Source organism: Paenibacillus sp. KACC 21273 (assembly GCF_028736095.1).
GTDB lineage: Bacteria > Bacillota > Bacilli > Paenibacillales > Paenibacillaceae > Saccharibacillus > Saccharibacillus kyungheensis.
The window spans coordinates 1,934,249-1,959,481 of the sequence record NZ_CP117876.1 but is presented as its reverse complement, the minus strand read 5'-3'; the positions used below and the strand labels follow the sequence as shown (position 1 = coordinate 1,959,481).

The 25,233-nt window shown below is 41.2% G+C and carries 24 protein-coding genes and 1 riboswitch; of the genes, 6 read left to right on the top strand and 18 right to left on the bottom strand.

Annotated elements, in window-relative coordinates; translation table 11 throughout:
- The first annotated feature begins 271 nt into the window (after nt 1-271).
- The 3 genes from PQ460_RS08905 to PQ460_RS08895 all read left to right on the top strand — a co-directional run bounded on the left by PQ460_RS08905 (nt 272) and on the right by PQ460_RS08895 (nt 3,323).
- Nucleotides 272-1,222, top strand: coding sequence for an iron-hydroxamate ABC transporter substrate-binding protein (locus PQ460_RS08905; protein WP_274172395.1), 951 nt, complete (start codon nt 272-274; stop codon nt 1,220-1,222).
- Between the two features lie 77 nt (nt 1,223-1,299).
- Nucleotides 1,300-2,316, top strand: coding sequence for a FecCD family ABC transporter permease (locus PQ460_RS08900; protein ID WP_274172394.1), 1,017 nt, complete (start codon nt 1,300-1,302; stop codon nt 2,314-2,316).
- Nucleotides 2,316-3,323, top strand: a complete 1,008-nt coding sequence (locus tag PQ460_RS08895) for a FecCD family ABC transporter permease (RefSeq protein ID WP_274172903.1) — start codon at nt 2,316-2,318, stop codon at nt 3,321-3,323. Before PQ460_RS08900 ends, PQ460_RS08895 begins: the two co-directional genes overlap by 1 nt.
- Before the next feature lie 154 nt (nt 3,324-3,477).
- Here the strand turns inward: PQ460_RS08895 and scpB are convergent, their stop codons facing one another.
- The 6 genes from scpB to ribD form a co-directional block, all read right to left on the bottom strand.
- Nucleotides 3,478-4,215, bottom strand: a complete 738-nt coding sequence (gene scpB, locus PQ460_RS08890) for an SMC-Scp complex subunit ScpB (RefSeq protein ID WP_274172393.1) — start codon at nt 4,213-4,215, stop codon at nt 3,478-3,480.
- The gene (locus tag PQ460_RS08885; protein ID WP_204823481.1) at nt 4,184-4,978 is read right to left on the bottom strand and encodes a segregation and condensation protein A; all 795 of its coding nucleotides are present in this window, start codon (nt 4,976-4,978) and stop codon (nt 4,184-4,186) included. Before PQ460_RS08885 ends, scpB begins: the two co-directional genes overlap by 32 nt.
- Nucleotides 4,979-5,278: 300 nt before the next feature.
- Nucleotides 5,279-5,746 (bottom strand): 6,7-dimethyl-8-ribityllumazine synthase, encoded by a 468-nt coding sequence (gene ribH / locus PQ460_RS08880; RefSeq protein WP_137220647.1) that lies wholly within the window; start codon nt 5,744-5,746, stop codon nt 5,279-5,281.
- Nucleotides 5,747-5,770: 24 nt separating this feature from the next.
- Nucleotides 5,771-6,418, bottom strand: a complete 648-nt coding sequence (ribB, locus tag PQ460_RS08875) for a 3,4-dihydroxy-2-butanone-4-phosphate synthase (RefSeq protein WP_274172392.1) — start codon at nt 6,416-6,418, stop codon at nt 5,771-5,773.
- A 190-nt stretch (nt 6,419-6,608) separates the two neighbouring features.
- Nucleotides 6,609-7,280: a riboflavin synthase gene (gene ribE / locus PQ460_RS08870; RefSeq protein WP_274172391.1), complete on the bottom strand. Its 672-nt coding sequence runs from the start codon at nt 7,278-7,280 to the stop codon at nt 6,609-6,611.
- Nucleotides 7,281-7,321: 41 nt separating this feature from the next.
- A complete protein-coding gene (gene ribD / locus PQ460_RS08865; RefSeq protein WP_273612898.1) occupies nt 7,322-8,422 on the bottom strand; it encodes a bifunctional diaminohydroxyphosphoribosylaminopyrimidine deaminase/5-amino-6-(5-phosphoribosylamino)uracil reductase RibD in 1,101 nt (366 codons plus the stop codon).
- Nucleotides 8,423-8,889: 467 nt separating this feature from the next.
- A riboswitch (FMN riboswitch) is annotated at nt 8,890-9,051 on the bottom strand.
- A 249-nt stretch (nt 9,052-9,300) separates the two neighbouring features.
- On the opposite strand from ribD, the gene PQ460_RS08860 reads away from it, so the two are divergent.
- Nucleotides 9,301-9,672 carry a hypothetical protein gene (locus PQ460_RS08860; RefSeq protein ID WP_274172390.1) on the top strand — a complete coding sequence of 124 codons (372 nt, stop codon included), beginning with the start codon at nt 9,301-9,303 and terminating at the stop codon, nt 9,670-9,672.
- A gap of 108 nt (nt 9,673-9,780) precedes the next feature.
- On the opposite strand, the gene PQ460_RS08855 is transcribed toward PQ460_RS08860, so the two are convergent.
- The 3 genes from PQ460_RS08855 to lysA form a co-directional block, all read right to left on the bottom strand.
- Nucleotides 9,781-11,382 (bottom strand): amidohydrolase, encoded by a 1,602-nt coding sequence (locus tag PQ460_RS08855; protein ID WP_274172389.1) that lies wholly within the window; start codon nt 11,380-11,382, stop codon nt 9,781-9,783.
- Between the two features lie 83 nt (nt 11,383-11,465).
- Nucleotides 11,466-11,897: a peptidylprolyl isomerase gene (locus PQ460_RS08850; RefSeq protein WP_204823474.1), complete on the bottom strand. Its 432-nt coding sequence runs from the start codon at nt 11,895-11,897 to the stop codon at nt 11,466-11,468.
- A gap of 255 nt (nt 11,898-12,152) precedes the next feature.
- Nucleotides 12,153-13,487, bottom strand: a complete 1,335-nt coding sequence (lysA, locus tag PQ460_RS08845; RefSeq protein ID WP_274172902.1) for a diaminopimelate decarboxylase — start codon at nt 13,485-13,487, stop codon at nt 12,153-12,155.
- 280 nt (nt 13,488-13,767) lie between these two features.
- Here lysA and PQ460_RS08840 point away from each other — a divergent pair, with 280 nt between their 5' ends.
- Nucleotides 13,768-15,327, top strand: coding sequence for a M14 family zinc carboxypeptidase (locus PQ460_RS08840; RefSeq protein WP_274172388.1), 1,560 nt, complete (start codon nt 13,768-13,770; stop codon nt 15,325-15,327).
- Nucleotides 15,328-16,083: 756 nt separating this feature from the next.
- Here the strand turns inward: PQ460_RS08840 and PQ460_RS08835 are convergent.
- The 7 genes from PQ460_RS08835 to PQ460_RS08805 form a co-directional block, all read right to left on the bottom strand.
- Nucleotides 16,084-16,908, bottom strand: coding sequence for a purine-nucleoside phosphorylase (locus tag PQ460_RS08835; protein ID WP_274172387.1), 825 nt, complete (start codon nt 16,906-16,908; stop codon nt 16,084-16,086).
- A gap of 73 nt (nt 16,909-16,981) precedes the next feature.
- Complete coding sequence (locus PQ460_RS08830) at nt 16,982-18,172, bottom strand: phosphopentomutase (protein WP_274172386.1); 1,191 nt, start codon at nt 18,170-18,172, stop codon at nt 16,982-16,984.
- Between the two features lie 28 nt (nt 18,173-18,200).
- Nucleotides 18,201-19,100, bottom strand: coding sequence for a site-specific tyrosine recombinase XerD (gene xerD, locus PQ460_RS08825; protein WP_274172385.1), 900 nt, complete (start codon nt 19,098-19,100; stop codon nt 18,201-18,203).
- Between the two features lie 90 nt (nt 19,101-19,190).
- The gene (gene fur / locus PQ460_RS08820; protein ID WP_273612905.1) at nt 19,191-19,664 is read right to left on the bottom strand and encodes a ferric iron uptake transcriptional regulator; all 474 of its coding nucleotides are present in this window, start codon (nt 19,662-19,664) and stop codon (nt 19,191-19,193) included.
- A gap of 157 nt (nt 19,665-19,821) precedes the next feature.
- Complete coding sequence (locus PQ460_RS08815; protein WP_274172384.1) at nt 19,822-21,042, bottom strand: endonuclease Q family protein; 1,221 nt, start codon at nt 21,040-21,042, stop codon at nt 19,822-19,824.
- Nucleotides 21,003-21,563, bottom strand: coding sequence for an NUDIX hydrolase (locus tag PQ460_RS08810; RefSeq protein ID WP_274172383.1), 561 nt, complete (start codon nt 21,561-21,563; stop codon nt 21,003-21,005). The genes PQ460_RS08815 and PQ460_RS08810 overlap by 40 nt, the downstream gene beginning before the upstream one ends.
- Nucleotides 21,564-21,608: 45 nt before the next feature.
- A complete protein-coding gene (locus tag PQ460_RS08805) occupies nt 21,609-22,748 on the bottom strand; it encodes a M20/M25/M40 family metallo-hydrolase (protein ID WP_273612908.1) in 1,140 nt (379 codons plus the stop codon).
- A 138-nt stretch (nt 22,749-22,886) separates the two neighbouring features.
- Here PQ460_RS08805 and prli42 point away from each other — a divergent pair, with 138 nt between their 5' ends.
- Nucleotides 22,887-22,982: a stressosome-associated protein Prli42 gene (gene prli42, locus PQ460_RS08800; RefSeq protein ID WP_137220660.1), complete on the top strand. Its 96-nt coding sequence runs from the start codon at nt 22,887-22,889 to the stop codon at nt 22,980-22,982.
- On the opposite strand, the gene lipB is transcribed toward prli42, so the two are convergent.
- Together lipB and PQ460_RS08790 are read right to left on the bottom strand one after the other, a co-directional pair.
- Nucleotides 22,977-23,669, bottom strand: coding sequence for a lipoyl(octanoyl) transferase LipB (gene lipB / locus PQ460_RS08795; protein ID WP_273612909.1), 693 nt, complete (start codon nt 23,667-23,669; stop codon nt 22,977-22,979). The two genes, prli42 and lipB, sit on opposite strands and share 6 nt — an antisense overlap.
- A 74-nt stretch (nt 23,670-23,743) precedes the next feature.
- Nucleotides 23,744-25,213, bottom strand: coding sequence for a dihydrolipoamide acetyltransferase family protein (locus tag PQ460_RS08790; protein WP_274172382.1), 1,470 nt, complete (start codon nt 25,211-25,213; stop codon nt 23,744-23,746).
- Nucleotides 25,214-25,233: the final 20 nt, after the last annotated feature.

Here is a 25,233-nt window from a genome sequence, read left to right as displayed (position 1 = left end):
TCGACTACTACGCTCTAACGTCTATGTTACTAGATTACATGACTGAATACGACAATTTGCAATCGATTACACGGTTTTACTGTTTTTAAGACTGACGTATCACTTGAATATTTTGGTATCTATTTTGCTTTCAAACTTACCCTCTTTTTGCATGATTTTGGTTACATTTTTAAAATAAATATTGACAAAAAAATCACATCGTTTTAAAGTTTGAGAGTCGTTGTATGATAATGATTATCAATTTCATTCTATATTAAAGGGGAATTTACGTATGAAAAAAATGTTGTTACCATTAATGATGGTGATTGTGTTGGTATTAAGCGCATGTGGTAATCAGTCTGGTAATACGGCTACTACCGATAAAGCAAGCTCTACAGAAACAGGCACTTCTGCTCCAGCTACTACCGGTACTATCACTTATCAATCCGAGACAGGCCCTGTAGAAGTTCCTGCTAATCCACAACGTGTAATCGCTCTAGCAGGTTATGCAGGTAACTTAATTGCTCTTGGTGTTCCTCTGGTTGGTGTAGATTCATGGACCAAAGCTGATCCTAACTTTGCAGAGCAATTAAAAGATGTCGCTGAAGTATCTGATGATAATTTAGAAAAAATAATCGAACTCAAACCAGATCTAATTATTGCGGCAAGCGATACTAAAAACATAGAAAAATTAAAAAAACTTGCTCCAGTTGTTACTTATACTTATAACAAAGTCGATTATCTAACACAGATTGAAGAAATCGCTAAAGCGGTAAATCAAGCAGACAAAGGCGCTGCATGGATTGCTGACTTTAAAGAACGTGCACAAAAAGCAGGTGCTGAAATCAAAGCTAAAATCGGTGATGATGCTACTGTAACTGTTATGGAAGGCGATTCTAAGCAACTGTATGTGTTCGGTAGCGCTTGGGGACGGGGTACAGAAATTATTTATCAAGCGATGGGTCTGAAAATGCCTGAAAAAGTAAAAGAAATGACTTCGAAAAAAGGATATTATGATCTATCGCTTGAAGTATTGCCTGAATATCTAGGAGATTATGTTTTCTATAGTAAAGACCCTAGCGTAGATGCTTCGTTCCAGAATACAGATACGTACAAAAATATTCCGGCTGTTAAAAACAACCGTGTATTTGAAGTGGATGCACGTGGATTCTACTTTAATGATGCAGCATCACTTGATTATCAGCTTGACTTTATTACCAAATCGTTGCTAGGTAAATCTTAAATGTAAATGACAAATGAAAAGAAGGAGCGCCTAGCGTTCCTTCTTTTCTAAATACAGAGAAGGAAACGATCCGTATAATGAAAAATGCTATGACTACCAAACATTTTCAAGCTTTTCTGATCAAGTTAATATTGATGTTGTTGCTGTTTGTTGTTGTATTTGTAATCGCTATTATGGTCGGTGCTAAAAATATTTCATTATCTGATATCTGGAATGCGATATTTTATCCGCAAATCACAGGTGGCGATATTTCGATTATTCGTGAATTGCGTCTGCCGCGTGAGATTGGCGGCGTGCTGGTAGGAGCTGCGCTGGCTGTGGCCGGGGCTATTATGCAAGGTCTTACGCGTAATCCTTTAGCCGATCCCGGTTTACTCGGATTAAGTTCTGGTGCAAATGCTGCACTGGCTGTCGCTCTCGTTTTTCTACCAAGCGTTGGTTACTTCGGTATTATGATCGCTTGTTTTATCGGGGCTGCTTTAGGCATGTTACTTGTTTTTGGATTGACCGCACTGCGTAAACGGAATATGTCGCCATTACGTATGGTACTGGCAGGAGCAGCTGTTTCGGCTTTGTTATCGGCTGTCGCTGAAGGAATCAGTCTACAATTTAAAATTTCTAAAAATGTAACGATGTGGACATCTGGCGGATTGATCGGTACTACATGGGGACAGATTCAGAGTATTACCCCTGTTATCGTAATCTGTATTGTGATCGCTATTCTCTGTTCACGTCAATTAACCATTCTTAGCTTAAATGAAAGCACTGCTGTAGGATTGGGTCTGCAAACACATCAAATCAAAATGATTTTATTTGTACTAATTACATTACTTGCAGGAGCATCAGTAGCATTGGTTGGAAATCTGGCATTTATCGGGCTGATGATTCCTCATCTTGTACGTATGATTGCAGGTACTGATTATCGTACGATTTTGCCACTATCTGCGATTGCTGGCGCTACCTTTATGGTATTTGCAGATACGTTAGCACGCATGATCAATGCTCCTTTTGAGACACCGATTGCAGCTATTATCGCTATTATTGGACTGCCTTTCTTTCTACTGATTGTGCGGAAAGGAGTGCGCTCATTATGATGAAGCAACTACAACCTGCCCGTCAGCAAAAAATGATTCTTGGTATATTGACCATTATTATTTTAATTACAATGGTGATTGCACTCAGTGTTGGTGCTTCTTCTGTATCGTTTGACCGACTGATTCCTACATTGCTGGGGAACGGTACATTTGTAGATGACTTTGTACTGTTCTCGATTCGATTGCCACGTATGTTAGTGACATTGCTAGCAGGAATGGCGCTTGCTTTGGCGGGTTCTGTGTTGCAAGGTGTTACTCGCAATGAATTAGCTGATCCTGGAATTGTCGGTATTAATGCAGGTGCAGGTCTGGGTGTAACTGTATTTTTCTTATTTGCTCCACTTGAAGTTGGAACGTTTGTCTACATATTGCCTGTCGTTGCTTTTGCAGGGGCACTGATTACCGCTATATTAATTTACCTCTTTTCCTATAGTCGTACTGAAGGTATGCAACCGATGAAATTCATTATCACAGGAGTCGGATTTTCATTAGCATTATCCGGTTGTATGATTGTGTTGATCTCTTCGGTAGATCGAGTAAAAGTCGATTTTATTTCAAGATGGTTAGCTGGCAATGTGTGGGGAACGGATTGGCCATTTGTGATCGCACTGCTACCGTGGTTGATTGTGCTGATTCCATTTGTATTGTACAAATCCCGTTCACTGAATCTATTAGCACTCAATGAAGGAACAGCGATTGGTGCAGGTGTACCGATTCAAAAAGATCGCATTTTGCTTATGTTAGCTGCTGTCGCTCTTGCCGCTTCTGCGGTATCTGTTACAGGCGGTATTGCTTTTATCGGGCTTATGGCTCCTCATATCGCGAGAGCATTAGTAGGCCCACGACATCAACTATTTGTACCTGTATCGATTTTGATCGGTGGTTGGTTATTGTTGCTTGCAGATACAATCGGTCGTAACCTTGCTGATCCTGATGGAATGCCTGCGGGAATCGTAGTCGCTTTGATCGGAGCACCGTATTTTCTTTACTTGCTGTTGAAAAAGTAATACTTATCGAAAATAACTATATAATTACCAGTAAAAAGATACGCAAAAAGCCAAAATGATTGTCGGATCAATTCCCAATCATTTTGGCTTTTTTTGGACTATATCATCTTATCTAAGATTCTATTCAGATTACTTGTGTACTGGATAGCTCAGGTTAATCTAGTGGTGTATTTTTGGAAGAGTCCGATGGTGTAGAGATAGTCTGATCAGAAGTAGAACGTTCTTCTGCACCTGATACCTGATCAGATACAATATCTTCTGCTATTTCTGTTAGCTCTTCACCCAATTCTTCTAACGCTTCTATATCTTCACTATGAACCTGTTCTTCCAAACGTTCGAACAATAGCTGTGTTTCCCCTTCGAGATCTTCTGCATTTTCAAAAGCAGATGCATCAGGAAGTTCACGAATATTGCCAAGTCCGAAATAATCTAAAAATGATTTGGTCGTACCGTATAAAATAGGGCGTCCTATTGCTTCTGCTCGTCCTGTTTCTTGAATCAAATCTTTATTGACTAATGTGTAAATTGCACGCTCGGATTTGACACCACGAATCTCTTCAATCTCAATTCGTGTAATCGGCTGGCGATACGCTACAATCGATAATGTTTCAAGCGCGGCTTGAGATAAAGAAGAACGGGAAGGTGAGTATGCCAATCGTTCATAATATTCAGCATGTGCACGTATCGTAGATAACTGATAGCCACCTGCGATATTAACCACCTGAATCCCCCGTCTTGCTTTTTTCAGATCAGCTTGCAGTTCTTCGATAGCGATCTGTACCGTTTGTACCGGTTGATCGGTTACTTCTGAAATCTGCTTCGCATTCAATCCTTCTTCTCCAGCCAGAAATAACATACCTTCAATAATCGACTTCAATTTCTGGGACTTCATTGTTACTTATTTCACCTCTCCACTCCATCACTATATCGTCAAAAAGCCGGCTTTGGTAGCAGGAAATTTGCTTCATTTTCATTAATTCCAGCACAGCCAAAAAAGTCACCACGATCTCATGACGATACATTTCCTGGTGTAGCAGTTTGGAAAACAACAAGCTTTCTCCTTTTCCTAACCCTTGAAACCGGGTAGACACTTCACGTATCCGATCCTTCACCGAAATCTCATCACGCTGAATCCGGGTCACCTGTGTACGGCGTACGACTTTACGAAGAGCTTTGCGAAAAGCCTCCATCAAATCTATCGTATGCAGACCTTCCACTGGATTCACATCGTCTTTCGGCATAAAAGGGGTCAAGTCTTCCGGTTCTTTTGTAAAAATCAGGCTACGCTCGGTTTCCATTTCTCGCAAATGCACAGCAATTCCTTTGTACTTGCGGTATTCCACCAGCTTGCGTACTAACTCTGCACGCGGGTCCAGATCGTCTTCCTCATAATAATCAAAATCATCCATCTCCATCACAGGCGGACGTGGCAATAGCAATTTGCTTTTGATCGACAATAATGTCGCTGCCATCACTAGAAATTCACTGGTCACTTCAAGTTCCAATTCTTTCATGCTATGAAGATATTCCAGATATTGATCTGTAATTTTGCTGATCGGAATATCCTGGATATTAATTTCAGATTCATCAATTAAATGAAGCAACAAATCGAGCGGCCCTTCAAACGTTTCCAGTTTGTACAGTACAGTCGTCACTGGACCACTCCTCTTAATCAATAGATTCTCATCTCTTATTGTATCTTAATCGCGCACTTTTCACAGTATATATTCAGCAAAAAAAGGGCAATCCCTGTTTCTGCCCTTTTTTTCGCTTATTATTTTATTATCATACGATAAATATTGTAGATATAATATATACATTTGCAGTAAACACGATATCAATAACATCAAAACAATCTTTTATTGTAGAAGATGAATGATTACCAAATGAACTAAAACATATACCATATCAAACTACATTCAAGCGTACATGCTTATTACTCAAAGATTGATCTATTATTTCATCATTTTAGTTAAATTCGCCATTTCGATCGCTGCGTTAGCTGAATCCCAACCTTTATTACCTGCTTTGGTTCCTGCGCGTTCAATCGCTTGTTCAATACTTTCAGTCGTTACAATACCGAAAATAACAGGTACGCCTGTTTTCAAATTAATCGCAGATACACCTTTAGCTACTTCATTACATACATAATCATAATGAGTTGTAGATCCGCGAATCACTGTACCTAATGTGATCACTGCATCATACTTTCCGCTTTCAGCCATTTTTTGCGCAACTAAAGGAATCTCAAAAGCACCTGGAACCCATGCCACATCAATATCATTTTCAGCAGTACCATGACGCTTGAGCGCATCAAGTGCTCCACCTAACAATTTGGTGGTAATAAACTCATTAAAACGTCCAACAACGATACCAAATTTAAGATCCTGTGCGATTAAATGTCCTTCAAAAATATTAGCCATAGTGTTCATCCTCTTTTCGGTAGATTAGTTTGAGTGGGTATTCACGGTTGGAGATGTCTTCTCCAAATAAGCTATTAAAGCTTGAATGCTGATCAATTGAAGATGGTGTTGCTTAGCGATTGCTTCGAGCTCGGGCAAACGCGCCATCGTACCGTCTGTATTCATAATTTCACAGATCACACCAGCAGGTGGAGCATCACATAAGCGTGCCAAATCAATCGCCGCTTCTGTATGCCCGGGACGTTGCCGTACACCGCCTTCACTTGCAATCAATGGAAACATATGACCCGGACGGCGAAAATGGGCTGGAGTGGCTTCTGGATCAGTCAGACCTATCACTGTCATAGATCGCTCTTGTGCAGAGATACCTGTAGAAGTGCTAATATGATCGACGGATACCGTAAAAGCTGTGCCATGATAATCAGTATTTTGCGCTACCATCGGAATCAGTTCTAACTCGGCAGCACGTTCACTTGTGATCGGAGCACATACCAAGCCTCGACCTTCTGTCACCATAAAGTTGATCACTTCAGGGGTAGCACGATCTGCCAAAGCGATAAAGTCGCCTTCATTTTCCCGATCTTCATCATCGACTACGATAATCACTTTGCCCTGTTTAAGATCAGCTACTGCTGCTTCTATCGCATCTAAGTTTGTAGATTTGTGATTCATCGATATAACCTCCCTCTTGAACCTTGTCGCGCTTTTACTACCAAGCGCTTATTGTAAGATATTTTGCTTTGCAAAAATCATTTTTTATTGAATCTTGTCGCGCTTATAGTACCAAGCGCTTATTGTAAGATATTTTGCTTTGCAAAAATCATTTTTTATTGAATCTTGTCGCGCTTATGGTGCCAAGCGCTTACATATATCCATTTTCTTGCAAAAATTGGCTTGTGATTGATGGCTTTTTCTGACTGGTGGCATCATTTGCTGTATTCGATTGGTATTGTAGTAAATGTTCTACATACTTACCAAGCACATCGCATTCAATATTGACCATATCACCTGCTTTTCGATAAGCAAGTACGGTTTCTTTGAGTGTATGTGGAATGATAGAGATTGTGAATGAAGTCGTTGTTACCGATACAACCGTCAAGCTGATGCCATCGACAGTGATAGATCCTTTCGGAATAATATAACGAAATAGATCATGATCGGTCGGAGCAATCTGGAAAATAACAGCATTCTGGTTGCTTTGTATCTGTTCAATATGTGCTGTGCCATCCACATGACCTTGTACGATATGCCCTCCGAAGCGTCCATTCGCTATCATTGCTCGCTCTAGATTAATAGGGCTACCTGTTTTTAACTGTTTAAGGCTAGAAGAACGATACGTTTCTGGCATGACATCTACAGTAAATAGAGAATCTGCTATCGTGGTAACCGTTAAGCATACCCCGTTGCATGAGACACTATCTCCAATCTGAAGTCCGTCCATAATACGTGATGCTTGAATACCAAGTACCATCGTTTCACCGCGCCGTCCATTTTGTCGGAGTGTACCTATTTCTTCGATCAGTCCGGTAAACATAGACATCCTCCTTTCTACCAAGATGGTCTGCTATTTGAATATTAGAGATGATGATAACGTGGTAATCCACTGATATAAATATTGTCATCTAACGTCTCTATTTCGATCTCATCTAGTGTTACAGCTTGATTCATTTTTTCAAATCCATCAAAAGCGAATGTTGATAACGTACCCCCAATAATCTTAGGAGCAAAAAATAAAGTGACTCGATCGATCAGTCCTGCTTCAAGCATCGAACCATTTAATGTGCCGCCACCTTCTAACAAAATCGAAGAGATCTCAAGTTCGCCAAGCTTTTTCATTGCAAAAGGAAGATCTACATACGGCCCGCTACCACAGATGATAACGGTGATGCCACGTTCTTGCAGTTCATGGATACGATCCCGATCCGCTTGATAAGTAGTGACAATAATCGTAGGCGCTACGTCTGTATTTAATAACTTGGCGGTATCTGGAATACGTAGTTGTGAGTCAATCACAATACGAGTAGGCTGAACGCCAGTCACTTCTGTACGTGTAGTCAGCTCAGGATCATCGGCTAATACTGTGCCGATTCCCACCATAATACCTTGATGACGATGACGCATCGTATGAACGATCGCACGAGCATCGCTATTAGAGATCCATTTGCTATCACCGGTACGAGACGCTAGACGACCATCTAACGTACTGGCTGTTTTGAGCGTCACAAAAGGGAGCCCTGTTGTAATATATTTGTTAAACGTTTCGTTAAGTCGTGCCGAGCGCTTCGCCAATACACCGGTCACCACTTCGATTCCATGATTACGCAGTCGTTCGATCCCAGAACCTGCTACCTGTGGATTCGGGTCTACAGCAGCAACAACGACTCGTTTTACTTTTTCTTTGATCAGACGATCACTACAAGGTGGCGTTTTGCCATAATGACTGCATGGTTCTAACGTCACATACGCTGTAGCGCCTTCTGCTTGATCTCCTGCCATATTAAGTGCATGTACTTCAGCATGTCCGGTTCCTCGCTGTAAATGTGCACCCATTCCTACGATTCTGCCGTCTTTCACAACCACACAACCGACCACAGGATTAATATCTGTCTGCCCTTGAGCTTTTTCTGCCAAGTCCAGTGCTAGGGTCATGTAAAATTCATCATTGATTACGTTCATTATTCAGGGCTCCTTTGACACCATAAAAAATTCATAACTGCATCCTTTGTGCTTAATCAAAGTGCTGTTACGAGTTTGATCGTAGTATCATCATATTTAGTTACTATTCATAATTTAATAACTAAATTATAAATTGTATACCGATACAATGACAAGCAAAAAGCCCTGTAAACCGGAAGAGTATCCGAATGTTTACAGGGCTTAACATAATAATGTATAGGAGTAAGAATCTAATGTACCTCTTATAGAGTGCGCATATGTCTGTATATCTACAGCGCAAAGACTGTATACCTACTGCTGGTTTCAGTTTAATCCACTGATCCAATTTTTACATATGTGCTACGTATAGAACCTATTTAGATGCCAAAGAAACCTAATGATGCTCAGGTATCTTGCTTCATCAAAATAGTAAACTATACACTCAAATAAGTGCACCTTAATTCAGAAATCGCTGTGCAAGCGACCTCTGTATCCCTCTCCCATCCAGACTATACTGTCGGCTCCGGATTCTCACCAGATCCACCGTCTATGGTTATTACACACATAGCCGGGTCACGGACTTAGAGATCACATATTATCTTGATCTCAACACCGCCGGTGGGGAATTTCGCCCCGCCCCGAAGGATAAATTATGAAGTTATTATCACTATTTCACTGTGATGCTGAAATCATATCATCCACACACGCAAAAATCAAGAAACCTAACTTTTTCTATAGGCTACATGCTGTGATATCATCATTATTTATTTTATCTACAAGTGCTTTCATGACTCTGCTACCTCTATTGTTGTATAATAAATTCGCGTTTTATTTTTTAAAATGATAGATTGTTTTCCGTCTAATATCCTTACCATTATACTAATCGAAAGGTGATTATTATGTTTTTAATCAACAAAAGACTAATCCGCAAATTGACTACACCTTATCAAGAAATGAATATGCAGATCTGTTATGCTACACCTCAACACTTTTCAGCACATTCCAGTAAAGCTGTATTGCTACTTAATGATAAGAAACTTATCGTTTTATTTCTTAACTTCTTCTCTTCCAAAGTGATCCATACCGTTGAATTACCGATTGCTGATCTACAAGAGCATCATTATAATCAAGGAATTTCGCTGGCTTCAACATGGTCATTTCAAAGCAACGGACAATCGTGGCGCTTTCAGATTCTCAAAAAGATTATCCCACTCGGTAAGATGCAACAACAGTTTTTAGATTTTTTACATGATCATATAATCTATACATAAATAGAACGCAAAACAACCCTAATAACCCTCTTCTACAGTTGTAAAAGAAAGGCTATTAGGGTTGTGAAATATCTGTATCTGTCTATTTAGTGGATATCTCCTAAACGTTTATGCTTGATAAGCAATCTGTCCATTCACCACTGTCATACGAACAGCCGTCTGCAACAGAGATTCGGAATCGGTAGTAATATCTCGATCAATTACTGTAAAATCAGCCGCTTTGCCAACGTGAATACTACCACGTTCTTGTTCTTCGCCTGCTGCTTGTGCACTGCCTACTGTAAACAAATGAATAGCTTCAGCAATACTAAGTCGCTCCTGTGGTAAATATCCTTCGGCTGGCTCTGTAACATAAGGTCTGCGACGGGTAACTGCGGCATGGATACCGAGCATTGGATCAAGCGGTTCAATAGGTGCATCGCTTCCACCTGCACAGATCACACCTGCATCTATTAACTTTTTCCAGGCGTACAAATAATCGGTACGTTCTGCACCTACACGCTCCATCACCCAGGGGAAATCACTGGCAACAAATCGAGGTTGGATATCTGCAATAAGTGGTAAGTGCGTCATTCGCTCAAGCAATTGTTGATCCAATACCTGCGCATGGATAAATCGATCGGGCAAGTGTGAAATGCCTTGCAACGGATGAGCTTCCATCGTCAATAATGTAAGATCCGCCGCACCATCACCAATGGCATGTACAGCAATCGGATAGCCTAGCGAACGGGCATAGGATGTAATTTCATTTAACTGTGCTGTCGTATGAATCGCCATTCCGCGTGTATGAGGTGCATCACTATACGGTTGTTGTAATAGCGCTGTACGCCCTCCAATCGCTCCGTCAGAGAACAATTTGGCTGCACCAATACGTAACCATTCATCTCCATCGCCTGCCCGTAATCCCAATGCTTGGGCTTCTTGTAAATGAGTATAAAAAATCAATTGATGGGTGCGGAATTGTAATCCTTCTGCATGCAATTCACGATAAATCTGTAACATAGTCTCTATACTTCCCAAAAACCGTAAATCTTCGGTATGGGATGCGGTCAATCCTAATCGAAGTGCATCCTGACAAGCGCGCCGAATCGCTTCTTTTTTGGTAGTATAATCTGGTTCTGGCTGTACTGCGGTAAAAGCCGCTGAAGCTTCTTCATAAATCCATCCGTTCAACTCTCCAGCTTCATCCCTTCCAAACGAACCCGCTTCAGGATCAGGTGAAGATGAGGTTACTCCTGCTTTGGCAAAGGCTACACTATTACCTAAAAAAGCATGAAAACATGTACGGGTCAGATAAATAGGATGGTTCGTCGTAATCTCATCTAACTCTGTTCGTAGTGGCGGAATCGGTGGATCAAAATTATTTTCATTCCAGTTCAATCCAACAATCCATTCCCCTACAGGTGTTACTTCTGCACGCTGACGGATCAACTGAATCATATCTTCTTTGGAGGTCACGTCTGAGAAATCGAGCATAGATAATTTCATTCCATGCATAGATAAATGCATATGCGAATCGACTAAGCCGGGCAATACATAAGCACCATCCCAGTCCACTTGACGATAATCTTTGCCTGATAATTGTAGCGATAATTCTTGCGTCGTACCGATTGCAGAGATGATTCCATTTTCTATGTAAACTGCATCTGCTTCTGCGGGAAGATGAGAGCTAAATGCAAATTTGCCATGGGTGAATAATGTTCCTGACATTGGTTTACACTCCTTTAGCAGATTTTTAGTAAAAAAAGAGCCTGCATTATAAATGCAGACCCTTATTGCTGTTGAAAAAAAGCTTACGCTTCTACAACTGCAACAGTTTCCATTTTGTCGCTACCTTTAAGAGCATCAACATATTCCAAACCTTTTACTACTTTACCGAACACTGTATGTTGTCCATCCAAGTGTGGTTGTGGTTGGTAGCAGATGTAGAACTGGCTTCCGCCTGTGTTGCGTCCTGCATGAGCCATAGCCAAAGAACCGCGCTCGTGTTTGTTCGGGTTGATTTCGCAGTTGATTGTGTAACCTGGGCCACCAGTACCTGTACCGTTAGGGCATCCGCCTTGTGCTACAAAACCAGGGATAACACGGTGGAATGTTAATCCATTGTAGAAACCTTCGTTTGCTAATTTTTCAAAGTTAGCAACCGTATTCGGTGCATCTTGTTCAAACAGGTCGATTACTACTTCGCCGCCGTTTGCAAGTTTGATGTTCGCTTGTTTAGACATAATATAATAAATCTCCTCTCAATTAAAAACAGAAATTAGGATGCTTGCCTCTACTTCACTCTAGTACGATTAAGCAAGAATTAGTTCTGTAGGACAGCATCCTATTTAGTTTACTATGAAAATGAATTCTGCGCAAAGGCATGTTCACTTGTTTATCGTTTTATATGGTGAGAAATACACTCAAAATTCTAGTTCATATAGAGATAATGACAGCATTTTTTTATATACTATCGTTGCTATAGTGATTCTATTTATTTATGAAGCGGTAATCGTAGCTTTGGTTAGGCGCGCAGGAATAACGTCATTGCCTGTAATATCTGCAAGTGTTTCCCGCTCTACAATCACATCACTTTTGCCGTCTTTGACTAATACCACTGCCGGTCGACGAATTCGATTGTAATTGCTTGCCATTGAATAATTGTATGCACCTGTACACGCTATAGCTAATAGATCGCCAGCTACCGGAGAAGCCAGCTCAATATCCCAGATCAGCATATCGCCACTTTCGCAGCATTTACCAGCTACGGATACCAATTCTGTCTCTTCATCTGTTGCTCGATTGGCAATCACTGCTTCGTATTTCGCTTCATATAGAGCGAGACGCGGATTATCTGTCATACCGCCATCGACTGATACATATTTACGTACATTGGGAATATCTTTGTTCGAGCCTACTGTGTATAATGTCGTTCCGGCATCGCCTACAATACTGCGACCGGGTTCTACCCAAATTTGCGGTAATGTTCCTTCTAATTTGGCAAAGTGTTCTTTCACTGCTGTCGTGATCGCTTCTACATAATCAGCTACTTGTAATGGCGTATCTTCGGCTGTATACCGAATACCGAATCCTCCACCCAGATTAATCACCGTAAATGAAATGCCTTCTTGTTGCTGTATTTCAAGCGCAAAAGCCGCAACACGCTCCACAGCTACTTGAAAACCATCCACTTCAAAAATCTGTGAACCGATATGAGAATGAATACCAAGCAATTTGACATTTTGCAATTGATGAGCTTCTTTGACTGCTTGATAAGCTGTTCCATTGCCTACATCGAATCCGAATTTGGAATCTTCTTGACCGGTTGAAATATATTCATGGGTATGTGCTTCTACCCCTGGCGTTACACGTAACAAAATATTAGGGATCAGATTTTTGGAAGCGGCTATCGCATTTAATACTTGCAGTTCGACAAAGTTATCGACCACAAAGCAACCAATTCCTGCATCTAGAGCCATCTCTAATTCATCAGGTGTTTTGTTATTACCATGAAAATGTATCCGTTCTACAGGGAATCCAGCTTGCATCGCTGTGTATAATTCACCTTCAGATACCACATCCATCGACAATCCTTCTTCTTCTACAATCCGGCACATCGCCATCGTACAAAAAGCTTTGCTAGCGTAAGCTACTTGAAAAGTTAATCCTGATGCTTCAAAAGCTTGCATATATTCCTGACAACGACTACGAATTAAATGTTCATCCATAATATATAAAGGGGTACCATATTGTTCTTTTAACTGAACGGTATCACAACCACCGATCACAAGATGACCTTGATCATTTATTTGACTTGTTCCATGTAAATACATCTGTTGTCCTCCGTTCATTCACTTGAAGTGTATAGTCAGTATAACCATTGTGCATATTATAGCAGAATGGACTATTTTGCTGAACATTTGTGTTTTATGTGACTTTACAAAGAGTTGATTTGCTTATTAATGTACTTACATATGGAAAAAATAAGCATTTACGATACTTCAAATAAGATGCTACTATGCTGTATAGAGACACCGTAATATCGCATTACATCAGGGTTGTAAATGATTACAATCTCTATATTTTATCATTTATTTACCGAGGAGGATGGCATTGAAAAAGATTGGATACTTTATGCTTACATTTATACTATTTGTACCGACTCTACTATTGCAGAATGTAGCAGAAGCGGCAAATCATACGGTGGTTAACCCGTCTGTCACTTATACATATGCAGCGATGACCCGTCATATTCAATCGTTAGCTCAAAAGTATCCTGATCTGATCCAGTACAAATCAATAGGTAAAACCAAGTATGGTCGTGATATCTGGGCAGTAGGACTGGGTCACGGGCAAGCTACTGTATTTATCAATGGTTCCCATCATGCGCGCGAATGGATGACGACTACAATCAATATGTATATGTTAGAGCAATATGCGATAGCGTATACTGCCAATCGTCCATTTGAAGGATATAATACACGTCAGATTTTAGACCGGACAACGATCTGGTTCGTCCCGATGGTCAATCCAGATGGAGTAACACTACAACAGCAAGGAACCGGTGCTTTTCCAGCTTCAGTTCGGCAAGCGTTAGTACAAATGAATGGCGGAAGCACCAACTTTAAACGCTGGAAAGCTAATGCTCAAGGTATCGACCCGAATCGCCAGTATGATGCTTATTGGCGCACGATAGAAGATAATATTCCATATCCATTCTGGAAAAACCATAAAGGAACATCTGCTGTTCAGACTGCTGAAAATCAAGCGACCACATCATTTACATACGAAATCGATCCTGAGATCGCTGTTTCGTATCATTCTGCAGGACGTATTCTGTATTGGAACTTTCATACCCTTCCGCAAAATCTCAGTCGTGATCAAAGGTTGGCGAACATCTTCACAAGCTTTACCGGATATCGTCAGGTGCGTCCGAACAACAACCCTTCTGGTGGCGGATATACCGATTGGTTTATCACTATCTTTGGCAGACCTGCGTTTACACCGGAGATCGGAATCAAAACAGGCGAGACCAATCTGCCCTTATCTGCTTTCAACGAAGAATGGCGACGAAATAAAAAAGTCGGACTATGGATTGCTCAAGAAGGATATTCACTCTGGTTGAAAAAGAATCCAACTACACCTGCTTCACCGACAACACCAACACAGCCACCAGCTAATCCATTACGCCGATCTTTAAATGTCACTTTAGATGGCGTAAATGTGAAAAAAGAAATCCCTGCTTTTGTCCAAAACAAAGTCACTTATATTTCATATAAACCATTACTCACACCGTACGGATTCGCTTTTTTCTGGGATCAAGCTAACCAGAAGATTACAGCAACATCCAGCGCTTCCGGTACAGCCACATTTACACTCAATCAAACAGCCGCTGAAATTAACGGCGTATCGACTACACTACAAGGTGCACCTATTAATCTCGATGGAACTGTCTATGTACCTATTTCATTGATCAGCCAAGTAACAGGAATCGCAATCACTATGAATGACAAAGGAGACACTTTAACACTGACCAGTCCAGACACTACCACTCCATCACCAGCAGCAGAAATCATAACAGAAGATGCTAACCCTTCTCCAACACCTACACCAGAGCCAGCACCTACAGAACAACCCACTGTAGCCCCCGACCCTGATGCAGGCGAATCCTAAGTAAAACAAGCATTACTTTCTTCTCCAAACTTATTTGCACTATGACGATAAAACGATAAACCATCAAAAAACTCGCTAGATCAACAATGATCTAGCGAGTTTTTTTAATCCCAATATATATGTACGATTATTTCCAACCTCCAATCATCACCAACCTACAAATAACTAAAACAAAATATTTAAAATAAAAAAATCTATCTAACATCTATAAATTCACATCACCAAACACATAAACAAGTAATATCCCCCATTCTTATACGTAAAATCTATAAAGAAGCTTAACTACATGTAATAGATAAGCTATTCTTAAATCCAAACAATTTCAAACCCCATTTTGAAATCAGCCTACTTCCAAAAACGAAAGGAATCATGACCAACAATCATCAGTATTTTTCCCATCTAACTTAAATTCTCTCGAATACTACATCCTTTTCATATCATCAAATAACGAAAAAAAGCTTCCAATCCTATACCATAGGATTCAGAAGCCTTTTTCACATTATCCTTCTTTCAAGCACTTAACTTACTTATTCACTACCTGCCAACCCCACCATAAATCTGGCTTTTGTTTCATGACTACGGTCTTCCTCAGCAGAGCGAAAGGAAAAAATCATTCTGTAAGTCGCCTTTGAAGTGGAATCCCGACTGTATCGCAGTCTAATCAAGGGATTCCATTTCACCAGCGACGGTAAGAATCATTTTTTCCTGTAGCGGTCTCCACCCACCCCAGTCATCTTCAAAACCACCCCAAAACCATTACATTTGAGGAATAATCGCCAATACCAATTTCAAGAACTGATCACGTACACGATCAGCCGTCTCCATTACTTCATCATGAGATAACGGTTGATCCAAAATACCTGCTGCCATATTCGTAATACAAGAAATACCTAATACTTCGATCCCTGCATGACGCGCTACAATCGTTTCTGACACGGTAGACATTCCTACAGCATCTGCACCTAATGTACGCAACATCACGATCTCAGCAGGCGTTTCGTACGTTGGACCAAGCAATCCAGCATAGACACCTTCTTGAACTTTCAATCCTTGTTGTGCTGCTGTTTCTTTAAATACAGCACGTAGACGACGGCTATACGCTTCAGACATGTCAGGGAAACGTACACCTAGTGCAGAATCGTTCGGTCCGATCAATGGGTTACGACCTGTCATATTCAAATGATCGCTAAGTACCATCAGATCTCCTGGCTCGTAAGAAGTATTCACGCCACCCGCTGCATTGGTAACCAGCAATGTAGAGATTCCCAATTCCTTCATAACACGTACAGGGAATGCTGTTACTTCCGGGCCGTATCCTTCATACATATGGAAGCGACCTTTCATCATCACTACAGGGCGACCTTGAATCGTACCTAGTAACAATTCGCCTTCATGACCTTCTACTGTCGATATAGGGAAATGTGGAATATGATGATAATCAATCGCTACGCTATCTTCGATCAAATCTGCTAAAATACCTAATCCTGAACCCAAAATCAATCCGATTTCTGGTTTGATATCACTTTGACTACGAATATAAGCAGCTGCTTCTTGAATCGTTGCTTGTGTAATAGTTGTCATTACTATATCCTCCTTGAATATCTATTCATTTATAAAATGACTGCAAGCCACTATATACATAGTCGTCTGCATGTTATTTTAATTTATCTAAAAAGCTTTCTCCATGCAATGGACCACCTGTTCTAAAATTATCTGCAATCGTGGCACCAATATCACTATACGTAGCCCGAATGCCTAGATCCGTACCCGGTTGAAGAGATGGACTATAGACTAACAAAGGTACATACTCACGTGTATGATCGGTTCCTTTGTGCACCGGATCATTACCATGATCTGCGGTAATAATCAGCAAATCTTGTTCACCTATAGCAGATAACATATCAGGCAAAGCTTGATCGAATTGTTCTAATGCTCTAGCGTACCCTTGCGGATCACGACGATGTCCGTATAACGAATCAAAATCAATCAGATTGGTAAATAACAATCCGTTAAAGTCCTGTCGCAACAAGTTGGTTGTCACTTGAATCCCATTTTCATTTCCTTTGGTCGGATGGGTTGCTGTGATGCCGTGACCTGAGAAAATATCGTTGATTTTGCCGACTGAAATAACATCATAGCCAAAGTTCTGCAATGTATTCAATACAGTAGGTTCTGGTGGATTTACCGCAAAATCACGACGATTGGCGGTACGCACAAATTGTCCAGGTTCCCCGCGATAAGGACGGGCAATAATACGTCCGACAGAATGTTCAGGCGACATGGTCAGTTGACGTGCGATTTTGCAAGCTTCATACAATTTATTTAGTGGAATAATATCTTCATGAGCCGCTATCTGCATCACACTGTCGGCAGAAGTATAAATGATCCATGCTCCACTTTTCATCTGTTCTTCGCCATATTGTTCGATCATATCTAACCCTGCACCCGATTTGTTACCGATTACACGTCTACCGGTAAGCTTTTCGAGTTCAGTGATGAGATCCTGAGGGAACCCATGCGGATACGTATTAAATGGAGAACTAATCTGTAAGCCCATCATTTCCCAATGACCGGTCATCGTATCTTTGCCGATCGACGTTTGTGCCATTTTGCCATAATACGCTTGTGGTTGTTCTACCGGTTCTAGTGGCGCCAAAGACGTAATATTTGCGAGTCCCAATTGTTGCAAATGAGGGATCTTAATATCTGGAACTTGTTCCAAAATGTGACCTAATGTATGTGCACCTTTATCACCGAATTTCGATGCATCAGGTAATTCACCGATACCTACACTATCCATTACAATAACGCTAATACGTTTAAACCGTGTGTCTGATTGTGTCATGATCAATGCCTCCCTATTCTGTGGTGAATCAGGTTACATTGGCACGTGGATGGTGAGCTTCATACACATCTTTCATATTCTTTTTGGATACCTGTGTGTAAATCTGAGTCGTCGAAATATCAGCATGTCCTAACATTTCTTGTACTGAACGCAAGTCGGCTCCGCTCTCCAACAGATGAGTCGCAAAAGAATGACGCAACGTATGAGGTGTAATATCTGCTTCTATTCCAGCTTCACGAGCATACTTTTTGATAATTTTCCAAAAGCCTTGTCGTGTAAGTCTTGTGCCAAGCTGATTCACAAAGAGTGCCAGTTCTTCAGGATGATTACGAATGAGTTGCTGGCGACCCTGTTCTATATATTCACCTACACGCTTCGCTGTGACACCTGTGATCGGAATAATCCGTTCTTTGCCTGCATTATTCGCACAGCGCAAAAACTTCAAATCCAGACGCACATCATCGACATTGACCGATATTAATTCAGAAACGCGTATACCTGTAGCATACAACATTTCTAACATGGCACGATCACGTCTGCCTTGCGGTGATTGACGGTCAGGAGCATCGATTAAATGTCCTACTTGTTCGATCGTCATCACATTCGGTAGACGCTTTTCTGCTTTGGGCGCTTCCATATGTACTGAAGGATCTTGCTGAATAATCCCTTCTCTTACAAGATGATGACAAAATGAACGAATTGAAACAGTCATCCGCGTAATCGTGGACGATGCTCTTCCCATTTGTCTCATTTCTCCTAAAAAAAGAGCGATATGTGTTTTACGAATTTGATCCGGCGTTTGTAAATCACGCTGTTTTGCAAATTCTAGAAATTGATTTAAATCACGTTGGTACGATTCTAAAGTATTTCGAGATAGTGCTTTTTCTTCGGTTAAATAGCGGATAAACGTCTGCAAATATTCATTCATCGGAAATCAGGTCCCTTCATAGGAATGGTTACGGCAAAAAGACTCCCTCCCGAACAGCCAAATATCGGGCGAGAGTCTCTGGTATCCATTTTAGTTGTCAGGTTGTTCGTCTTGATTGCTATCGTTTTTGTCTTTGCAACGGTAGCAAATTCCGTAAAAGTCGAGTCTATGGTCCAGAACCGTAAAATCGAATTCTTTATCCAGTCGTTCTTCGAGTGGTCCTAGCCAATCTTCGCGGATCTCATCCATACTTCCGCATTGCACACATATAAGATGATGATGATGGTGCTTGCTGGTGTCGGTACGCAAATCATATCGCGCTACACCGTCACCGAAGTTGATTTTTTCCACGACATGCAGTTCACTCAGAAGTTCAAGGGTACGGTACACAGTGGCAAGACCGATTTCGGGAGCTTTTTGCTTCACTAACATGAAGACATCCTCTGCACTTAGATGATCTTCTTCATTCTCAAGAAGCACTCGAACGGTGGCTTCCCGCTGGGGCGTTAATTTATAACCTTTGGATTGCAATTGTTGTTTAATTTTATCGATCCGTGCTTCCATTCTATACCTCCCCCTGTGGAAATCACTGCATCGTGTAAATGCTCACTTCTATTATTATAGGGGGAATTCTTTGACAAAGTCAAACTTTTTAGAACAGGTGTGTCTGCTTGCAATTCAAAGCAAATCCCTGAGTTTCTAAGGTGAATATGCTATGATGTTACTTCTTCATGACTTTGCCATATGTTCCGCCACCACCAGAGCTTAACAGCAGTTCGCCACTGCGCGCTTGAACAATCGACAAAGCTATTTCAGCACCTACAATATCGGTGAGTTGTTGAGCCGAAGTCTGATGCAATATATTCATCTCTGTCCCAAATTCAGCCAGCAATCGATTCATCTTCGCAGGTCCTAAGCCCGGAATAAATGAAAGGGGCACCTGATAATGATATGGAGGACGCTTAGAATCAACAACCGATTGTTCTCGATCTGCAATCTGAAGAATCCGATCCATCACACCTACTGTTAATTTGGTACTACCACAATAAGGGCAACGCTCAATCGCAGGTGAAGCATCATCAATAATGCTATTACAGTTCATACAGTACGTACGATGGTATTTGCCAAGTCTAGGATCTAGTCCATAATTCGCAACAATATGACGTCCTTCTTCTCCACGTAGTACCGATACCCATTCATCAAAACTTGCTTCACGCATCGCAAAAATATTGTATTCCCGTCCAATTTTGCCAAGTGAATGCGCATCTGAATTAGTCAGTAGCGGATAGCGATCAAGTTCACTAATATAACTCGACATCGTAGTGTCAGCACTTAACCCCAGTTCTCCACCATCTATTTGATTCAAATCTAACACTTCACTCATACGTGCTACCGTACTTCCATAGATTCCTTTATGCGGAGTAAACATATGCGCAGGCATAAAAATACCGTTACGTTGTTTCACTTGCTTCTGTAATTCGTGAAACGATACATGCAGACGCTGTGAACTTAGCTGGACATTTTTCATATGCTTGCTCATCCATTGACTAAAGTCAGTGATCGTCGCTAGATCACGAAAATAGACCAGTACATGGGCTTCATGATAACCATGTTCACGTATCTCAATCTCTGAACCTAGTAGGATGGTTGTATCTTGATAACGAATACCTCCACCGGGCACTTCGACCATTTCACCGCTAGCGATATAGTTGCGGATATCTTGCTGTACACCGGGAGAATGACAATCGATAATTCCAGTTAATCCGATTCCTTTGCGTTGTGAAGATTCTTTGGCGATATTAGCAAAAGTCAGATTACGGCTACCACTGATCTTCACCGGTTGTCCATCTTCACTTCTACCGATATGAATATGAAGATCAGCGTAGACAGACTGCAATTCACTCACAGACTTGGTTTGCCTGTCACTTTGATTAGATGCCAAGCTTGTACCGCCATAATCGTCTTCGCATCGCTAATACGTCCATCACGAATCTGTTCATATGCTTCTTCCAGTGTAATCTCTGTCACTTCCAGAAATTCATCGTCATCTGGATTGAGCTCACCTGCTTCTAGATTTTCAGCAAGGTATAAATGAATGATCTCATCTGCAAATCCTGGTGATGTATAAAAGGAGTTCAGCAAGGTCACTTGATCACAACGATAGCCTGTTTCTTCTGCCAGTTCACGCTTGATCGCTTCTTCCGGTTGTTCCCCTTTTTCCAATTTACCAGCAGGAATTTCCACTTCTGTCCGACCTAATGCTTGACGATATTGCTCTACGACTAAAATACGATCATTGTGAATCGCCAATACAGCTACTGCTCCCGGATGACGAACAATCTCGCGCTTACTGGTATTGCCATTGGGAAGTTGTACAGTATCCACTTGTAAAGAAATTACTTTCCCTTCAAAGATAGATTCGGTGGACAGTGTGATTTCGTCTAATGCTTTGTTCGCTGTCATCTCAATTCCTCCACTTATCGTTTATCGTTCAATACGTTGGTTGTTTTATTTCCACTCTGTTAATTGAGCAGTTTCACGTACAATTTCTGTTACTAGATGGGCTGCACGAATCAATTCGTCTTTGTGAATACGCTCATCTGTTGTATGAATAAATTCGTAGCCTACCGCTAGATTCGCTGTCGGAATCCCAAAGCTATTGAAAATATTCGCGTCACTACCGCCACCTGTATGAAAAATATCGTTAGGTACGCCTAGCTTGCTCGCTGCACGTTGCGCCAGTTGTACTACTGCATCGTCTTCTGTAAATTTGAACCCTGGATAGACGATAACACTTTGAAATTTACCGGTCGCTCCAAAATCGGCACATGTGCTCTCTAAAGATTGCTTCATAGCCGCTAATTGCGCTTCTACTTTTTCATGTACAAGACTGCGTGCTTCTGCTTCCAAGCGTGCATAATCACAGATTACGTTAGTTGCTTCACCGCCTTCAAATTTACCAATATTCGCAGTCGTCTCATGATCGATCCGTCCTAATTTCATCCGTGAGATTGCTTTGCCAGCCACTTGAATTGCACTAATGCCATCTTCAGGATTCACCCCTGCATGAGCAGACTTGCCAAAAATCTCCATAACGATGCGAGCTTGAGTAGGTGCAGCCACAGCGATCGTACCTACTGTTCCATTGGAATCAAGCGCATAGCCAAAGTCAGCATCGACCAAAGATGAATCCATTGAACGTGCACCCATCAGACCTGATTCTTCACCCGCAGTAATAATCAATTGAATCTGTCCATGCTCGATTTGTTGTTCTTTTAATACACGAATCATTTCAAAAAGAGCAGCGATGCCTGCTTTGTCATCTGCACCTAGAATCGTATCGGTAGAGCTTGTAATATAACCAGCTTCATCGATAACCGGTACGATACCAATACCCGGCTTGACTGTATCCATATGAGAAGTGAAAAATAATTTAGGAATTGCTTTGTCTGTATTAGCAGGCAATGTGGCAATCAAATTCCCTGCCGCATGCCCCGTCTTAGCAGCAGATTCATCTTCAATCACCGTGAATCCAAGAGCGATTAGCTTTTCAGTCAAATGATCTGCTATCGCACGTTCTTGTTTGGTTTCACTATCAATTTGGACAAGCTCTTTAAATTCTTCTATTAAACGAGATTCAGATATCACAATATTCGCCCCTTTGAGTTTACGTAAATATACACATATTCGCGTACTTCCTTTTGCAAAATAGCCTTATAATCGGTATGATGAGATGGATTGGTACATGTACCAATCCCTATTTTACAGACATAAAGGAGTACACTTATGGAAAAGAAAAAATGGTTCAAAGTCTTTATTTATATCATGTTGATTGCAATGGTCGGTTCTACTCTACTGATGGTCATTCAACCGTTCTTATAAGGATAATGGTTCGTCCGGCTGTGCATACTCAAAATGGCGCATAAAATGTGGCAAAATCTCCTGTGCCACTTGCTCAACTGTAAATGTACGGCCGGTAATATCCTCCAGCGAAGTCACTCCATATTGCTCGATGCCACATGGAACTATACCGCTAAACCCTTCATTTTGAATCCCCGAAGAAATATTAAACGCAAATCCATGACTGGTAATAAACCCTTTACGATGACGACATTTATTAAATTTAATGCCTATCGCAGCGATTTTGAGATCACCGATCCATACGCCGGTGTATTCTTCTTTGCGTCCAGCTTCAATACCCTGCTCTGCTAAATAATCAATAATAACTTGTTCCAGTGTTCTCAAATATCGATGAGGATCGATGCCTTTGGCGGCATCCAGTAGCAGAATCGGGTAACCGACCAACTGTCCTGGGCCATGGTATGTAATATCACCGCCTCGATCAATCTGAAACAGTGTAATGCCTCGCTCTGCCAGCTCTTGTTCATTCCATAACAAATGTTCTGGATGACGCTGAGAACCGATAGTATACGTCGGTGGATGCTGAAGAAGCAGAAGGTGTTCCTCTTGCTCACCGGCATCAATCCCGCGAACAATCTCCTTCTGCTTCTCCCACGCTTGCGCGTAATCCATCGAGGGCGTATAGGAGACTTGAATGAATTTACTCATATGCAGACACGTCCCTTCCCTGATGACTATTCTATTGTAGTGTACCTTTATCTTAATTTACCGTATTGAGGTTCTTAATACAACTTTGTATCGGTATTATAGCTTTCTAAGTTGTCTTTAACACGTTGTAAGAAACGTCCACAGATAACACCATCTAGAATACGATGATCTAAGGATAGACATAGATTCGCCATTGAACGAACAGCAATCATATCGTTAATAACAACAGGTTTTTTGACAATCGACTCAAATGTCAAAATCGCTGCTTGTGGATAGTTAATAATCGGATACGATAAAATCGAACCAAATGAACCCGTATTATTCACTGTAAATGTACCACCCTGCATATCATCCAATTTGAGCTTACCATCACGTGTACGGCGTGCCAAATCTTCAACTTCATGGGCAAGACCAGCAATATTTTTTTGATCTGCTTTGTGAATAACAGGCGTCATCACTGAATCTTCTGTACCTACAGCAAGCGCAATATTGATATCGCGTTTGACGATAATTTTATCAACTGCCCAGACAGAGTTCATAATTGGATAATCTTTAATCGCATTGACTACCGCTTTGAGCAAGAACGATAGATAGGTTAAATTGATGCCTTCTTTACGTTTAAATTCATCTTTTACTTTGTTGCGTAACATGACTAGATTCGTTACATCGACTTCAATCATGGTCCATGCGTGTGGAATCTCGGATACACTTTGACGCATATTACGTGCAATCGCATTACGAAGAGGCGTAACATTGATCAAATGCTCGCTTTGACCCAATTGATTCGCTTGATCTTCTTCCATGACGATTTTAGGAATAGCTGGTGTCTCTGATAAATGAATACCGGAGTGACGTACTTCATATTCAGTAGAAGACGTCGGCATATTTGCCGCTGTTGGTGCTGTTGTATTGCTAGCTGTTGAAGGTGCTTGCTGTGCTGCATTGCTATTATTCGAAACAGGTGTAGCTGTTGGTGTATGAGCTGTGCCGTTATCCAATGCTTTGAGCACATCACGACGAGTAACACGTCCACCTGCTCCTGTACCTTGAATACCGGATAGATTCACATTATGTTCTGCTGCAAGAGACTGGACAGCAGGTGAGTATCGTCCACTCATTGATCCATTATTAGAACTTTGAGCTGTTGTCGGACGTGCAGATGGTGTAGATGCTACAGATGATGCGGATTGAGAAGTAGCTGGCGTTGCTAACGTCTCCGCAGGTAGATCATCATGCACTGTAATTTCAGGTGAAGCTGGAGAAATATCTTCTGTAGTCGCAGATGGTGCTTGCTCGGTATGAATCTGACAGATCACTTCACCGACAGCTACTTCCTGACCTTCTAATGCAATAATATCGCCCATAATACCTTCTAATACAGAAGGAATCTCAGCGTTGACTTTATCGGTAATCACTTCACAGATCGGTTCATATTGATCTACAGATTCGCCTGGTTGTTTGAGCCATTTGGCAATCGTTGCAGATACAAGAGATTCCGCAAGTTGTGGCATTACCACATCTGTCGGATTTCCTTTTGCAGACATATCATTTCACTCCTAAAGGA

Excerpts from the sequence above, each read along its gene's own strand:
- PQ460_RS08835 (WP_274172387.1), bottom strand. The coding sequence starts at position 16,908 with ATGACAACTATTACACAAGCAACGATTCAAGAAGCAGCTGCTTATATT.
- PQ460_RS08830 (WP_274172386.1), bottom strand. The coding sequence starts at position 18,172 with ATGACACAATCAGACACACGGTTTAAACGTATTAGCGTTATTGTAATG.
- PQ460_RS08860 (WP_274172390.1), top strand. The coding sequence starts at position 9,301 with ATGTTTTTAATCAACAAAAGACTAATCCGCAAATTGACTACACCTTAT.
- lipB (WP_273612909.1), bottom strand. The coding sequence starts at position 23,669 with ATGAGTAAATTCATTCAAGTCTCCTATACGCCCTCGATGGATTACGCG.
- PQ460_RS08905 (WP_274172395.1), top strand. The coding sequence starts at position 272 with ATGAAAAAAATGTTGTTACCATTAATGATGGTGATTGTGTTGGTATTA.
- ribD (WP_273612898.1), bottom strand. The coding sequence starts at position 8,422 with ATGAACGTAATCAATGATGAATTTTACATGACCCTAGCACTGGACTTG.
- xerD (WP_274172385.1), bottom strand. The coding sequence starts at position 19,100 with ATGAATGAATATTTGCAGACGTTTATCCGCTATTTAACCGAAGAAAAA.
- fur (WP_273612905.1), bottom strand. The coding sequence starts at position 19,664 with ATGGAAGCACGGATCGATAAAATTAAACAACAATTGCAATCCAAAGGT.
- PQ460_RS08850 (WP_204823474.1), bottom strand. The coding sequence starts at position 11,897 with ATGTCTAAACAAGCGAACATCAAACTTGCAAACGGCGGCGAAGTAGTA.
- PQ460_RS08790 (WP_274172382.1), bottom strand. The coding sequence starts at position 25,213 with ATGTCTGCAAAAGGAAATCCGACAGATGTGGTAATGCCACAACTTGCG.
- PQ460_RS08900 (WP_274172394.1), top strand. The coding sequence starts at position 1,300 with ATGAAAAATGCTATGACTACCAAACATTTTCAAGCTTTTCTGATCAAG.
- PQ460_RS08855 (WP_274172389.1), bottom strand. The coding sequence starts at position 11,382 with ATGTCAGGAACATTATTCACCCATGGCAAATTTGCATTTAGCTCTCAT.
- scpB (WP_274172393.1), bottom strand. The coding sequence starts at position 4,215 with ATGAAGTCCCAGAAATTGAAGTCGATTATTGAAGGTATGTTATTTCTG.
- ribB (WP_274172392.1), bottom strand. The coding sequence starts at position 6,418 with ATGAATCACAAATCTACAAACTTAGATGCGATAGAAGCAGCAGTAGCT.
- PQ460_RS08895 (WP_274172903.1), top strand. The coding sequence starts at position 2,316 with ATGAAGCAACTACAACCTGCCCGTCAGCAAAAAATGATTCTTGGTATA.
- ribH (WP_137220647.1), bottom strand. The coding sequence starts at position 5,746 with ATGGCTAATATTTTTGAAGGACATTTAATCGCACAGGATCTTAAATTT.
- prli42 (WP_137220660.1), top strand. The coding sequence starts at position 22,887 with ATGGAAAAGAAAAAATGGTTCAAAGTCTTTATTTATATCATGTTGATT.
- PQ460_RS08810 (WP_274172383.1), bottom strand. The coding sequence starts at position 21,563 with ATGACAGCGAACAAAGCATTAGACGAAATCACACTGTCCACCGAATCT.
- ribE (WP_274172391.1), bottom strand. The coding sequence starts at position 7,280 with ATGTTTACCGGACTGATCGAAGAAATAGGTACACTCCGACAAAATGGA.
- lysA (WP_274172902.1), bottom strand. The coding sequence starts at position 13,487 with ATGTATTTACATGGAACAAGTCAAATAAATGATCAAGGTCATCTTGTG.